Origin of the sequence: Roseovarius carneus (assembly GCF_020141465.1) — a bacterium.
In the GTDB taxonomy this organism is placed as follows: domain Bacteria; phylum Pseudomonadota; class Alphaproteobacteria; order Rhodobacterales; family Rhodobacteraceae; genus Roseovarius; species Roseovarius carneus.
Genome location: NZ_JAHSPD010000001.1, coordinates 1,128,655 through 1,141,025 on the forward strand (window position 1 = coordinate 1,128,655; position 12,371 = coordinate 1,141,025).

Genomic DNA, 12,371 nt, shown 5'->3' on the forward strand with positions numbered 1-12,371 from the left:
GGAGGCTTTTTCATGCCTTCTTTGAAGGACCTGAAAATGAGGATCGAGTCGGTCAAATCGACCCGCAAGATCACAAAGGCGATGCAGATGGTGGCCGCGGCGAAACTTCGCCGCGCTCAGGAATCTGCCGAGGCCGCGCGCCCCTATACCGAGCGTTTCAACGCCGTTATGGGATCGCTCGCCGCATCGGTGGGCCAGTCCGAGAACGCGCCCCGTCTGCTCAGCGGCACGGGAAGTGATCAGACGCATTTGTTGGTCGTGCTGACTGCGGAGCGTGGCCTGTGCGGCGGCTTCAACGCCAACATCGCAAAGCTTGCCAAAGCTGAGGCACAGCGCCTTATCGCAGACGGTAAGACGGTTAAGATCGTCACTGTGGGCAAGAAGGGCCGCGACGCGATCAAACGCGACCTTAGCGCGCATTTTATTGATCACGTCGACATGACGGAGATCAAGAATGTGGGCTACGGTGACGCGCAATCCATCGCGCGCGGCGTGCTGGAGCGTTTTGACGCGGGTGAGTTTGACGTGGCCAAGATCTTCTTCTCGCGCTTTGAGAATGTGGTCAGCCAGATCCCGACGATCCAACAGATCATCCCGGCCTCCTTTGAGGCCCCTGCCGAAGAAGAGGGCGCCAGCGCCTTTTATGACTACGAGCCGGACGAGCAGGCGATCCTTGCCGATCTTCTGCCGCGCGGTGTGGCCACGGCAATCTTCAGCGCGTTGCTGGAGAACGGGGCGTCCGAGCAGGGCGCGCGCATGTCCGCTATGGACAACGCGACGCGCAACGCGGGCGAGATGATCGACAAGCTGACCATTCAGTATAACCGCTCGCGTCAGGCTGTGATCACGAACGAGCTGATTGAAATTATTTCCGGCGCGGAAGCGCTGTAGACCAGAACCGGAGTCCAACGATATGGCAAATGCAAAAGGCAAAATCACTCAGGTGATCGGCGCCGTGGTCGACGTTCAGTTCGGCGATCACCTCCCCGAGATTTTGAATGCTCTGACCACCGACAACAACGGCAAGACGCTGGTGCTCGAAGTGGCCCAGCACCTTGGCGAAAACACCGTCCGCACCATTGCGATGGACGCGACCGAGGGTCTCGTGCGCGGTCAGGACGTGACTGACACTGACGGCCCGATCACGGTTCCCGTGGGCAACGCCACGCTGGGCCGTATCCTGAACGTGGTGGGCGAAGCGATTGACGAAAAGGGCGATATTGCCCTCGATGAGACCCGCTCGATCCACCAGGACGCGCCTGATTTCGCGGCACAGTCCACCACGTCTGAGATCCTTGAGACAGGTATCAAAGTGGTTGACCTGCTGGCACCTTATGCGAAGGGCGGCAAGATTGGCCTCTTCGGCGGTGCGGGCGTGGGCAAGACAGTTCTGATTATGGAACTGATCAACAACATCGCGCGTGTGCACTCGGGCCTGTCGGTTTTCGCCGGTGTCGGTGAGCGGACACGTGAGGGTAACGACCTGTATCACGAGATGATCGAATCGGGCGTTATCGTTCCTGACAACCTGCCGGAGTCCAAAGTGGCGCTGGTCTATGGCCAGATGAACGAACCTCCCGGTGCGCGGATGCGCGTCGCCCTGACCGGCCTGACCTTGGCCGAGCAGTTCCGCGATCAGTCCGGTGCCGATGTTCTCTTCTTCGTGGACAACATCTTCCGCTTTACCCAAGCGGGCTCCGAAGTGTCCGCCCTTCTGGGCCGTATCCCCTCCGCTGTGGGCTACCAGCCCACGCTGGCCACCGATATGGGCCAGATGCAGGAGCGGATTACCTCGACCAAAGCTGGCTCCATTACGTCTGTGCAGGCCGTCTACGTGCCCGCCGATGACCTTACCGACCCCGCACCAGCCACATCGTTCGCGCACCTTGATGCCACGACCGTTCTGTCGCGCGCCATCTCCGAACTGGGTATCTACCCCGCTGTGGACCCGCTTGACAGCACGTCGCGCCTGATGGACCCCACCGTTGTGGGCGAAGAGCATTACCAAGTGGCGCGTGACGTCCAAGGTATCCTTCAGCGCTACAAATCGCTGCAAGATATCATCGCGATCCTCGGCATGGATGAACTCTCAGAGGAGGACAAGCTGACCGTTTCGCGCGCGCGCAAAATTCAGCGCTTCCTCAGCCAGCCCTTCGACGTGGCCAAGGTCTTCACCGGCTCGGACGGGATTCAGGTGCCGCTCGCGGACACTGTCGCCTCGTTCAAAGCGGTTGTGGCAGGTGAGTATGATCACCTCCCCGAAGGCGCGTTCTACATGGTTGGCGGCATTGAAGACGTGAAGGCAAAAGCCGAGCGTATGGCAGCCGACGCCGCCTGATCCAAGGCGATAGAGACAGGCTCGGGGTGCGCATCTGTGCCCCGAGACGACGAAATGACAGGAGGCCTTGATGGCTGGAACAGTGCAATTCGATCTGGTGTCGCCCGAGCGGCTTTTGCTGTCGGTTCAGGCCGCTGAGGTGCATATCCCCGGCGCGGATGGCGATCTGACGGCCATGGCGGACCACATGCCCCTGATCACCACCCTGCGCCCCGGCGTGCTGAAGGTTGCAGGGCCCGAGGGCGACAAGGAGTTCGTGGTGACCGGCGGTTTTGCCGAGATCAACCCCGAAGGCGTTTCGGTTCTGGCCGAGCGGGCGATCCCGCGCGGCGACATGACCCAAGAGATGTTCAAGGAACTGGTGGACCACGCAACCGCCCACCTCGCCAAGGCGCAAGAGACGTTCAAGAACGAGCCCGGTCCTGTTGACGACGCGGCCAAGCTGCTGTCTGATATGGTGGCGATTGGCGATCACATTGGCCTCAGCGCGAGCTAAGCCCGCCCGTGACACAGTGATTGACGAAAGGCCTGCCAACAGCGGGCCTTTTTTCGTTTCGCACCTCAATTTTGCCGAATTGAGCTTTTATAAGACGCGCAGCCGACAAAACGGATTTTGCATGAAACGGTTTGACAACAGATTGATTGGTATCGACCAGGGCGAGATCGTCCTGTTTTCCGATTACGAATTTGATGGAGAGATGTGGGCCGGCGCCGGTGACCGCAGCCGCCGTCATTCCATCCGCTTCACCGAGCGGTATCGCGACCCGCCATTCGTGCAATGTGCGCTGTCCATGTGGGACATCGACAGCGCGACAAACTCTCGTGTTGAGGTGAATGCCGAAAACATCTCCGAGACCGGGTTCGAGATCGTGTTCCGCACATGGTCCGACACCCATGTGGCGCGCGCACGGGTGCGCTGGCTCTCCATCGGGGAGGTCTTGGCCGAGGACGACTGGGAGCTTTATTAAAGGTCCCCCAGGCGCGTTCTTATAGCCTTAGTTCCCGAACTGCCCTTCATAGACAGGCTCAAGCGTGGGCGTGTCGAAGAGAGACGATACGGATGTGCCGTTCCAAATGTTCAAAATCGCCTGCGCAAAGACGGGTGCGGTGGGGATGATGCGGATATTGGGTGTGGCCTGCACTGCCGCGGTGGGGGCGATCGTATCGGTGATCACCATGGATTTCAGAACGGAGTTGGTGATCCGCTCAACCGCAGGGCCCGACAGAACGCCGTGCGTGGTATAGGCGTGCACCTCCTGCGCGCCGCCCTCCAAAAGGACCTCAGCCGCCTTGCAAAGCGTGCCGGCGGTGTCGCACATATCATCCACGATGATGCATCGTTTGCCCGTTACATCCCCGATCACGTTCATCTCGGCGACTTCCCCCGCATGCTCGCGGCGTTTGTCTACGATGGCCAGAGGCGCGCCGATCCGCTTGGCAAGCTCGCGCGCGCGAGTCACGCCGCCCACATCGGGTGAGACGACCATCAGCTCGTCAATATGGCCTTTGAACTGCGTCAGGATATCCAGCGCAAAGACCGGAGAGGCATAAAGGTTGTCCACCGGGATATCGAAAAAACCCTGAATTTGCGCCGCGTGCAGGTCCATGGTCAGAACCCGCTCGATCCCCGCCTCTACCAGCATATTCGCAACCAGCTTGGCCGAAATGGGCGTGCGGGCCTTGGAGCGGCGATCCTGGCGCGCGTATCCGAAATAGGGGATTACGGCGGTGATACGCTTGGCCGAGGAGCGACGCAGCGCATCGGCCATGATCAAAAGCTCCATGAGATTGTCATTGGCCGGGTTAGACGTGCTCTGGATGATGAACATGTCCTCGCCGCGCACGTTCTCGAACACTTCGACGAAGATCTCGCCATCGTTGAACCGCTCAACCCGCGCCTCAACGAGATCGACGGATATTCCGCGATGCATCGACATACGTCGCGCCACGGCTTTAGCCAATGGCATGTTGGCATTGCCCGAGATGAGTTTCGGTTCCGGTGTAGCTGGCATGTGTGGGGTCCCCGCAGGTGGTCTGAATGACAGATTCGTCACGTTGACACCGCTTAGCATGGGCGTAGGGTCTGGCAAAGCTGCTCAGCCGGAAGGATCTGCAAAATGGCTCATATCGACTACTTTTTCTCGACACTGTCACCTTTCACCTACCTTTCGGGCAAATCAGTGGACGAGATAGCGGCCCGTACCGGGGCGAGCGTGACCTACCGGCCAATGGACATTATGGCGCTTTTTGCCCGGACCGGGGGGCTTCCGCCCAAGGATCGCCACCCCGCGCGACAGGCCTACAGGCTTCAGGACATGGCGCGGCGCGCAAAACTGATGGGTCTGCCGCTCAATCTCAAACCTGCCCATTGGCCGACAAACTCCGCGCCCTCGTCTTATGCGATTATTGCGGCGCAGGCGGCGGGCGGTGGTGATCTGGGCACGTTGGTTCATGCGTTTGGCCGCGCCATCTGGGCCGAGGATCGCGATATTGCCGAGGACGGCGTGGTGAAAGCCTGTCTTGCTGAGGCGGGGTTTGACGCAAGCCTCGCCGATAGCGGCCTGTTGCAAGGGGCCGAGGCCTATGGCGGCAATTTGGAGGAGGCCGTGCGCCGCGATGTATTTGGCGCGCCGTTCTTTGCGGTGGATACAGGGCAGAATTTCTGGGGCCAGGACAGGCTGGCCGATCTGGAATTGCATCTCGCGGGCAAGCTGTGATCAATGCCGCGCGGGCTTAAGGGCGGCTTTCCTACCTACTGGACCAGTTTTGGGCAGGGGCCGCAGCAGGCGCTCTTGATCCATTGCAGCCTCGCACAATCAAATGTTTGGGGCGGTCTGGCGCAACACCTGTCCGGCGCTTTGACGATGACTGCCTTTGACCTGCCGGGCCATGGACGCAGCGGCGATTGGGATGGCGTGGCGGAGATGCAGGCGCTTTCGGCGCGCATGGCCGCCGATTGCGCGGGTGCGGGGCCTGTGGATGTCATCGGCCATTCGTTTGGGGCCACTGTGGCGCTGCGCATGGCGCATCTCTTTCCCGGCTGCGTGCGGCGGATGGTTCTGATCGAGCCTGTGTTCTTTGCCGTCGCCCTCGGGGAGGATGCCCGGCTGCGCGCGCTTCATGCGGCGGAGGTCGCGCCGTTCGAGGATGCGATGGAGGCCGGGGCGTATGAGGCCGCCGCGCAGGCGTTCCTGCGGCTCTGGGGCGACGGCACCCCTTGGGCGCGCATCCCCGAGGTGCAGCGCGCCCGGCTGGCTGCACAGATGCCGCTTATCGCGGCGGCGGGTCCTGCGCTTTACGGTGATGTAGGCGGGCTTTTGGCGCCGGGGGTGCTGGAGGCGCTGCCGGGGCCGAGCCTCTTGATTGAGGGAAGCCGCTCGCCGGAGATCATCGGCGCGATCAATATGGTGCTGGCCGCGCGCCTTGCGGGGGCGGAGCGGTCCGTTATTGGTGGCGCGGGCCACATGTCGCCGATCACGCATCCGCAGGCGGTCAGCACCGAGATTTTGCGGTTCTTGCGGGGCTAAACTAAAGCCGTTGCGCCACGCTCCCGCTATGTCAGGCCGCGCGCAAGGTCGAGAAACTCGTCGATCATGGCGTGCGTGATGGACCAATCGCAGACCAACCGCATCATCACCCGCTCATCGGGATCGCCCTCAAGATCACCCCAAAGCCCGTACTCTGCGCCGCCCGCCTTGAGCGTCTGGTGCGCGTGGCGGGGCAAGGTGGCGAAGATCATGTTGGCCTCAGGCTCCTCGACAAACTCAAGGCCTACCACACCGCGCAGCCCGGCAGTCAACCGCGCCGCATTGGCATTGGCCTGCGCGCCTGCTTTGAGCCATGTGTCCTCCGCAAGATAGCCCTGCATCTGCGCCGAGAGATAACGGTGCTTGGAGACCAGATGCGCGCCCCGTTTGCGGCGCAGCTCAAATTCCCACGCATGGTCGGGCTCAAAAAACACCACGGCTTCGACACCCGCGCAGCCGTTTTTCGTGCCACCAAAGCTGAGCGCATCAATGCCAGCGTCCACGGTCATCTCCCGTGCGGTGCAGCCCAATGCGGCCATCGCATTGGCAAAACGTGCGCCATCCATGAAGGTGGGCAGGCCGTATGCCCGCGCCACATCGGTGAGCGCGCGCAATTCCCCCAGCGTATAAAGCCGCCCCATTTCAGTAACTTGCGTGATCTGCACCGGGCCACGTTGCGAGGTGTGCACATTGCCCGTGCCATAGCCCGTGATCCGTTGCTCCAACGCCTCGGGCGTCATCTTATCCCCGGACCCAACCAGCGAAAGCTTGGCGCCGCCGGTATAAAACTCGGGCGCGTTGCATTCATCCACGTTGATATGGGCCAGCGAGGTGCAAAACACCGTGTCCCAAGGTTTGGTGATTGTGGCGAGGCCAAGCGCATTGGCCGCCGTGCCTGTCGCCACCAGATAGACGGCGGCGTCGGGCGCGCCAAAGAGATCGCGGATCTGGTCGCGCACCTCGTCCATGATCGGATCATTGCCATAGGATGGCATGAACCCCTCATCAGCGGCGAGCAGGGCGGCGCGTACATTCGGGTGCATTGGCCCGCAATTGTCGGAATAGAAATACATCAGAGCGGCTCCTCGATAATATGATCTTCCCAGTCGTCCTCAGAAACTTCGAATTCTGCCACTGTGCGGTGCTGCATCGACACGCCCGCGGCGTGGACGCTCTCGGGCGTGCCTGAGATCAGCGGGTGCCAAGGGTAGAGCGGTTTGCCCTGCCACAGAAGCTTATAGGCGCAGGTTTCGGGCATCCAATAGAGGTTGGTGTCCATATTCGTGGGCTTGAGGACAATACATTCCGGCACGAATTGATGCCGGATGGGATATTGTGCGCATTTGCAGGTCGTGTCGTCGAAAAGGCGGCAGGCCACGCGGGTCAGCGCGACCTCACCCGTATCCTCATCCTCCAGCTTGTTCATGCAGCATTTGCCACAGCCATCGCAGAGGGCTTCCCACTCGTCCCGCGTCATCCCCTTGAGCGGGACCGTCTCCCAAAACCGTTCTCTCATGGGGCAGCCAGAAGGCGGCGGGCCTGGGCGCAATCGGCGTCCATCTGAGCGATGAAAGCCTCAAGGCTGTCGAATGTGGCCTCAGGGCGCAGATATTCCACGAGGGCCACAGACAGCTCCGCGCCGTAAAGATCGCCGGAGAAATCAAAGATGAACGTCTCCAGGTTTGGCACCTCGCCTGCAAATTGTGGGCGCACGCCAAGCGAGGCCGCGCCTCCATAGTTGCCCTTGTGCGGGCCTGTCAGCACGTCCACTTCCACGGCATAGACACCAAATTTCGGCTGGTGCAGCCCTTCGATGGACATATTGGCGGTTGGATATCCCAGCTCCCGGCCACGCTGCTCGCCGCCGATCACAACGCCTTCGATCCGGTGCCAATGACCGAGCATCGCAGCCGCGGCGCGCGGGCGGCCTTCGCTGAGCGCAGCCCGGATCGCGGTGGAGGAGACCTCACCGCTTTGCCCCTCCAGAAGCGTGGCGATGCTGACGCCAAAGCCCATCTCGGCCCCGAAGCGCTGCAAATCCTGAGCCGTCCCGGCGCGCCCCGCGCCAAAGCAGAAATCAGCGCCCACCACGATGTGGCGCAGGCCCAGACCCTCGGCAATCACCTGACGCGCGAAGTCCTCGGGCGTGAGGGTGCTGAGGCCTGCGTTGAAGTTGATCTCATAGAGACGCTCCACGCCCAGCTTGGCCAGACGGCTTGCGCGCGCGGCCGAACTCATCAAACGGAAGGGCGGGGCATCGGGTGCGAAAAACTCACGCGGATGCGGCTCGAAGGTCAGCACGCCAAGGGGCGCGCCAATATCTGCGCCCGCCTGCCGGGCGATGTTGATTACGGATTGATGGCCGATATGCACACCGTCAAAATTGCCGATGGCCGCACTCGCGCCCCGGTTGCTTTTATCAACGAAAGTGTAGTCGCGGATGATACGCATGTCGCAGGGGTAGCGTCACATCGCAGAGGCTGCAAGGGTGCTGCCCGTATGCGCCCACGGCCTGAGACTGTTGCGCGCGTTTTGCATAAAACCTGAGCCTCAGATTAAATGCAAAATGCTTTAGTCGAACTTGCCCGAGGGGGCCAGAACCGTCGCTTCGCCCACCAGAACCTTCTTGCCGTTCACCATGCAGCGGCAGTCAAGCTGCACCCGCCGCTTGCCATGATCAATGCCAATCACCTCGACCTCGGCGCGCACCATGTCGCCGGGGCGCACGGGGGCCAGAAACTTCAGGCTTTGTCCCATATAGACCGTGCCATGGCCCGGAAGCTGCTCACCGATCACGGCCGAGATCAGCCCCGCTGTGAGCATCCCATGCGCAATCCGCCCCTCGAAAATCGTGTCGCGGGCATACTCATCATCCAGATGTACCGGGTTGCGGTCGGTCGAGACCTCGGCGAACATCTCGATATCGGCGTCCGTCACCACCTTTTGCAGGTGGCGCACCATGCCCATTTCAATCTCTTCGATGGTGATGGTGCCGCGCGGTAAATTGTCCAACATGAGGGCCCTCTTGGTAGAGTGATGCGTAATTTTAGGACGCTAACGCGACCCTTATTGGCAACTTAATTACTTCGCAGTCGCAGAAACGCAAGCTTTATTTTCCTATCGCAAGTGCCCCATTGCGAAGGTTGGAGAGGACATTTCCTTTTCAAGATAAGTGCTTAGGGCTTTTGGATCAGGCTGTCCGTTGGTTTTTGTCTCCGCCGCCGCAAGTCCTCCAGAGATGAAGAGCGAATCGATATCCTCGCCCATGGCGCCCGCCACATCCGTCGCAATGCCGTCCCCGATCGCCAAAATCGCGCTCTCACCGATGTTCTTGCCCAGGGCGGTCAGCCGCCGCCGTGCCAGATCATAGATCGGTGGGTAGGGCTTGCCGAAATAAAGGCTCTCGCCGCCCATCTCAGTGTAAAGCCGCGCCAGCGCGCCCGCGCACCATTCGCGCGTCTCGCCCCGGTCCACCACCAGATCAGGGTTAGCGCACAAGAGCTTCATCTCCTTTTGCTTGGCGTAGAGAAAATCCGCGCGGTTCACGTCCGGGTCGGCCATCGGATCGAACGGGCCGCAGCACACGATCCCTTCCGCCTCCTGCAAGGGCACGCGGGTGATCTCGACGGGGGCCTCTACCACGCTGATCGGATCAAAGAACCCTGCATCGCGGGCCCATTCCCCCATGAAGTAGACCTTTTCGCCCACCGCCCCGCGATACATTGCCGTGCGTGCGGAATCCCCCGAAGTGGCAATCGCGTCATAGGCGTCGGCGGGCACGCCGAACTGGCCCATCTGCGCCTCGACGCCCGCGCGTGGTTTGGGCGAATTGGTGACGAGGATCACGATCCCACCTTGCGCGCGGTAGGTTTGCAGCGCTGCCACCGCTTCGGGAAACGCCGTCACCCCGTTGTGTACGCAGCCCCACAGATCGACGTAAAGCGCATCATAATTGCGGGAAATCTCGGACAGGGATTGGATGATACGGGTCAAGGGGGGCCTCCTGATATCTGGGTCGGCCCACATATGGCAGGACGCGCTCTGCGGCGCCAGAGGCGCTGGCCAAAGCGGCGCGCCGTGCACATGCGTCGAAACGCTTCAGGGCCCGCCCAGCAGCGCGAGCGAGAGCAGCACCCAAAGCCCGGTAAGCCAGCCCAGGACGATCAGGTTGAGCTGCCGCGCAAAGGGTTGCTTGCGTGTCTTGTGCCTAAAGTGATGCTGCGCGTGCTTTGCCGCAGGCCAGCCTCCAGAAGCCGCCAGCGCCAGAAGCCGCTTTTCCGGAACGCGCTGCCCGTCTACGCGCGACTGGGCCTTATCGAAGCGATATGTGAACCATGTGGCGATGTTGAGCGCGACCAAAGCCGCGATCACGCCAAGCTCTAGCAAAGCGGTTACAGCGTGAGGTTGGGAATGATCTGTTTCTTGCGGCTCATCACGCCGGGCAGAACAACCGTATCGCCCGTCACCTCGGCACCAAATGATGCCTTGGCCAGCTTTTTCACCAGATCATTTGGCACCAGAAGCGTCGCCTCCTCGTTGAGGATATCGACTACGAACAAAAGCACTTGATCCACACCATCCTCGGCGGCAACGGTGCTCATGCTCTCCATCAGGCTTGCCTTGCGGTCCAGAACCATCTTGGGCGATGTCGTCTCCAGAACCGAGACGCGGAATTTCGTGTCCTCGACGGCATATTCCTTGCTGTCCATCCGCAGCAATGCGGCGTCCGAGAAGGCCGATACGTCCGATTTGGCCGCAAAAAGCTCGGCGGCATATTCGCTGATATCCACGCCCAGTTCCTTGGCCAGATCCGACGCAATCGCCTTGTCTTCCTGTGTTGTTGTCGGGCTGCGGAATTCCAGCGTATCGCTGAGGATACACGACAGCATCGCGCCCTTCACGCCCTCGGGCATCTGCGCCATGTCTTTGCCGATCATTTTCCACATGATCGTTGCGGTGCAGGCCACAGGCTCCATCCGGATCTCAATTGGTCCCTTGGTCTCAAGCCCGCCTACCAGCTTGTGATGGTCGATGATCCCACGGATATCCGCGCCGTTGATCCCCGGAGGCAGCTCCGCTGGGTTGTTCGTATCCACGATCACCACGGGTGTATCCGCCGCCACATCGGCAATGATCTCGGGCATCTCCAGCCCCCAGCGTTTGAGCATGAAGGCGGCCTCGGTATTCGGCTCGCCCAGCAGGACGGGCTTGGCCGCCTCGCCTTTGATCTGATTGAGATACCACGCCCAGATGATCGGGCTTCCGGTGCTGTCGGTGTCGGGGGATTTGTGGCCAAAAACAAGCGTGGTCATGAAGGGCGCGTCCTCAGGAATGGGTGTGATTTTGGCCCGCTTATAGGCGCGCTTTGCGGGCTTGTCACGCTCGGCTGCTGCGTCCACTCTGGCGTCATGCCCAAACCCGCTGAAACCGCGCTCTATGCCCCCGTCAAAGCCTATTTTGAGGCGCAGGGCTATACCGTCAAAGGTGAGGTGGGCGCGGCTGACATCATGGCGCTCAAGCCCGGAGCCGAGCCGCTGATCTGCGAGTTGAAAACTACCTTTTCGCTGACGCTGCTGCAACAGGCCATCGCCCGTCAGGCCATCACCGATGAGGTCTATGTGGCCGTGCCGCGCTGGTCCGGCAAGGCGGGCTGGCGCGCGTTCAAGGGCAATATCGGCCTTTGCAAACGGTTGGGGCTTGGGGTGCTCTCCGTGACGCTCACCGATGGCACTGTGCAGGTCCACGCCAAACCTGCCCCTTTTCAGCCGCGCAAATCCAAGGTCAAACGCAAGGCGCTGATGACGGAATTCACCACCCGTGCGGGCGATCCCACCATGGGCGGCACCAATGGCAAGATCACCACATCCTACCGCCAGGATGCGCTGCGCTGTGCTGCGTATCTGGCCCAAAACGGCGTGGTCAAAGGGGCACAGGTTGCGGCGCAAACCGGTGTCACCCGCGCGACCCGGATCATGGCGGACAATCATCACGGCTGGTTCTGCCGTGCCGCGCGCGGCCTATACGCGCTGAGCGAGGCAGGTGAAGCTGCGCTGCTCACCGAAGCGCCGCCGCTCAAAGCTGATGCAAACGCCTTGGGCGAGTGAAGGTTTTACATGCTTGCACCGCGATAGGAGCGCCGCCTGCGCGATCCGCGTCTCGGTTTCGCCGCCGAGCATGAGGATGCAGTATATTGCTGCGAGGGCGAGTTCGTTCATCAAATGCTGCCTTAAACATATTTACGCGTAGAGACAGCAAGTTAGAGGATAGCGACGCAACGCTACACCGCAGCCTGATGTAAAGGTTAACAAATGCTTAACGCCAAAGAGAGCCTCTGTGCCCTGCGCAAAACAAACCAACGCCGCCAAACCGGATCAAAATTTCATCGCAGCATGTTGACTCCGTGTCGCACGCTGCCTACCTGTGCGCTGTTATCACTCGCACACCCTGAGTGCTAACGGCCCCACTAGGCAACTGGGGAGGGGCCATTTCGGAAAAACTTTGAGCTA

The 12,371-nt window shown here is 61.0% G+C and carries 15 protein-coding genes; 7 read left to right on the forward strand and 8 right to left on the reverse strand.

From position 1 onward, the window contains the following. The first annotated feature begins 12 nt into the window (after positions 1-12). From KUD11_RS05570 to KUD11_RS05585, 4 genes are all read left to right on the forward strand, one after another. Positions 13-891, forward strand: coding sequence for a F0F1 ATP synthase subunit gamma (locus KUD11_RS05570; protein ID WP_109385864.1), 879 nt, complete (start codon positions 13-15; stop codon positions 889-891). 22 nt (positions 892-913) lie between these two features. Continuing rightward, positions 914-2,338, forward strand: a complete 1,425-nt coding sequence (gene atpD / locus KUD11_RS05575; RefSeq protein WP_109385862.1) for a F0F1 ATP synthase subunit beta — start codon at positions 914-916, stop codon at positions 2,336-2,338. A 70-nt stretch (positions 2,339-2,408) separates the two neighbouring features. After that, positions 2,409-2,834 (forward strand): F0F1 ATP synthase subunit epsilon, encoded by a 426-nt coding sequence (locus tag KUD11_RS05580; RefSeq protein ID WP_109385860.1) that lies wholly within the window; start codon positions 2,409-2,411, stop codon positions 2,832-2,834. Positions 2,835-2,955: 121 nt separating this feature from the next. Beyond that, positions 2,956-3,306, forward strand: coding sequence for an H-type lectin domain-containing protein (locus KUD11_RS05585; RefSeq protein WP_109388183.1), 351 nt, complete (start codon positions 2,956-2,958; stop codon positions 3,304-3,306). Positions 3,307-3,333: 27 nt separating this feature from the next. On the opposite strand, the gene KUD11_RS05590 is transcribed toward KUD11_RS05585, so the two are convergent. Continuing rightward, positions 3,334-4,350: a ribose-phosphate pyrophosphokinase gene (locus KUD11_RS05590; protein ID WP_109385858.1), complete on the reverse strand. Its 1,017-nt coding sequence runs from the start codon at positions 4,348-4,350 to the stop codon at positions 3,334-3,336. 105 nt (positions 4,351-4,455) lie between these two features. Between KUD11_RS05590 and KUD11_RS05595 the strand changes: the two genes are divergently transcribed. Both KUD11_RS05595 and KUD11_RS05600 read left to right on the forward strand, forming a co-directional pair. After that, positions 4,456-5,055, forward strand: coding sequence for a 2-hydroxychromene-2-carboxylate isomerase (locus tag KUD11_RS05595; protein ID WP_109385856.1), 600 nt, complete (start codon positions 4,456-4,458; stop codon positions 5,053-5,055). 3 nt (positions 5,056-5,058) lie between these two features. Next, positions 5,059-5,865, forward strand: coding sequence for an alpha/beta fold hydrolase (locus KUD11_RS05600; protein ID WP_109385854.1), 807 nt, complete (start codon positions 5,059-5,061; stop codon positions 5,863-5,865). A gap of 26 nt (positions 5,866-5,891) precedes the next feature. Here the strand turns inward: KUD11_RS05600 and KUD11_RS05605 are convergent, their stop codons facing one another. The 7 genes from KUD11_RS05605 to KUD11_RS05635 all read right to left on the reverse strand — a co-directional run bounded on the left by KUD11_RS05605 (position 5,892) and on the right by KUD11_RS05635 (position 11,177). Next, a complete protein-coding gene (locus tag KUD11_RS05605; protein ID WP_109385852.1) occupies positions 5,892-6,938 on the reverse strand; it encodes a threonine aldolase family protein in 1,047 nt (348 codons plus the stop codon). Continuing rightward, a complete protein-coding gene (locus tag KUD11_RS05610; protein WP_109385850.1) occupies positions 6,938-7,381 on the reverse strand; it encodes a YcgN family cysteine cluster protein in 444 nt (147 codons plus the stop codon). Before KUD11_RS05610 ends, KUD11_RS05605 begins: the two co-directional genes overlap by 1 nt. Then, entirely contained in the window at positions 7,378-8,316 is a 939-nt protein-coding gene (locus KUD11_RS05615) for a bifunctional riboflavin kinase/FAD synthetase (protein WP_109385848.1), read from the reverse strand. The genes KUD11_RS05610 and KUD11_RS05615 overlap by 4 nt, the downstream gene beginning before the upstream one ends. A 120-nt stretch (positions 8,317-8,436) precedes the next feature. Then, entirely contained in the window at positions 8,437-8,880 is a 444-nt protein-coding gene (locus KUD11_RS05620) for a MaoC family dehydratase (protein WP_109385846.1), read from the reverse strand. Between the two features lie 102 nt (positions 8,881-8,982). After that, positions 8,983-9,858, reverse strand: coding sequence for a TIGR01459 family HAD-type hydrolase (locus tag KUD11_RS05625; RefSeq protein ID WP_181375304.1), 876 nt, complete (start codon positions 9,856-9,858; stop codon positions 8,983-8,985). A 105-nt stretch (positions 9,859-9,963) separates the two neighbouring features. Then, positions 9,964-10,236, reverse strand: coding sequence for a DUF1294 domain-containing protein (locus KUD11_RS05630; RefSeq protein ID WP_219930176.1), 273 nt, complete (start codon positions 10,234-10,236; stop codon positions 9,964-9,966). A 20-nt stretch (positions 10,237-10,256) separates the two neighbouring features. Beyond that, positions 10,257-11,177: a manganese-dependent inorganic pyrophosphatase gene (locus tag KUD11_RS05635; RefSeq protein WP_109388179.1), complete on the reverse strand. Its 921-nt coding sequence runs from the start codon at positions 11,175-11,177 to the stop codon at positions 10,257-10,259. 96 nt (positions 11,178-11,273) lie between these two features. On the opposite strand from KUD11_RS05635, the gene KUD11_RS05640 reads away from it, so the two are divergent. Continuing rightward, complete coding sequence (locus KUD11_RS05640) at positions 11,274-11,969, forward strand: DUF2161 domain-containing phosphodiesterase (protein ID WP_109385844.1); 696 nt, start codon at positions 11,274-11,276, stop codon at positions 11,967-11,969. Positions 11,970-12,371 lie beyond the last annotated feature (402 nt).

Coding starts and splice junctions, on each gene's coding strand:
- KUD11_RS05570 (WP_109385864.1), top strand. CDS start 13: ATGCCTTCTTTGAAGGACCTGAAAATGAGGATCGAGTCGGTCAAATCG.
- atpD (WP_109385862.1), top strand. CDS start 914: ATGGCAAATGCAAAAGGCAAAATCACTCAGGTGATCGGCGCCGTGGTC.
- KUD11_RS05580 (WP_109385860.1), top strand. CDS start 2,409: ATGGCTGGAACAGTGCAATTCGATCTGGTGTCGCCCGAGCGGCTTTTG.
- KUD11_RS05585 (WP_109388183.1), top strand. CDS start 2,956: ATGAAACGGTTTGACAACAGATTGATTGGTATCGACCAGGGCGAGATC.
- KUD11_RS05590 (WP_109385858.1), bottom strand. CDS start 4,350: ATGCCAGCTACACCGGAACCGAAACTCATCTCGGGCAATGCCAACATG.
- KUD11_RS05595 (WP_109385856.1), top strand. CDS start 4,456: ATGGCTCATATCGACTACTTTTTCTCGACACTGTCACCTTTCACCTAC.
- KUD11_RS05600 (WP_109385854.1), top strand. CDS start 5,059: ATGCCGCGCGGGCTTAAGGGCGGCTTTCCTACCTACTGGACCAGTTTT.
- KUD11_RS05605 (WP_109385852.1), bottom strand. CDS start 6,938: ATGTATTTCTATTCCGACAATTGCGGGCCAATGCACCCGAATGTACGC.
- KUD11_RS05610 (WP_109385850.1), bottom strand. CDS start 7,381: ATGAGAGAACGGTTTTGGGAGACGGTCCCGCTCAAGGGGATGACGCGG.
- KUD11_RS05615 (WP_109385848.1), bottom strand. CDS start 8,316: ATGCGTATCATCCGCGACTACACTTTCGTTGATAAAAGCAACCGGGGC.
- KUD11_RS05620 (WP_109385846.1), bottom strand. CDS start 8,880: ATGTTGGACAATTTACCGCGCGGCACCATCACCATCGAAGAGATTGAA.
- KUD11_RS05635 (WP_109388179.1), bottom strand. CDS start 11,177: ATGACCACGCTTGTTTTTGGCCACAAATCCCCCGACACCGACAGCACC.
- KUD11_RS05640 (WP_109385844.1), top strand. CDS start 11,274: ATGCCCAAACCCGCTGAAACCGCGCTCTATGCCCCCGTCAAAGCCTAT.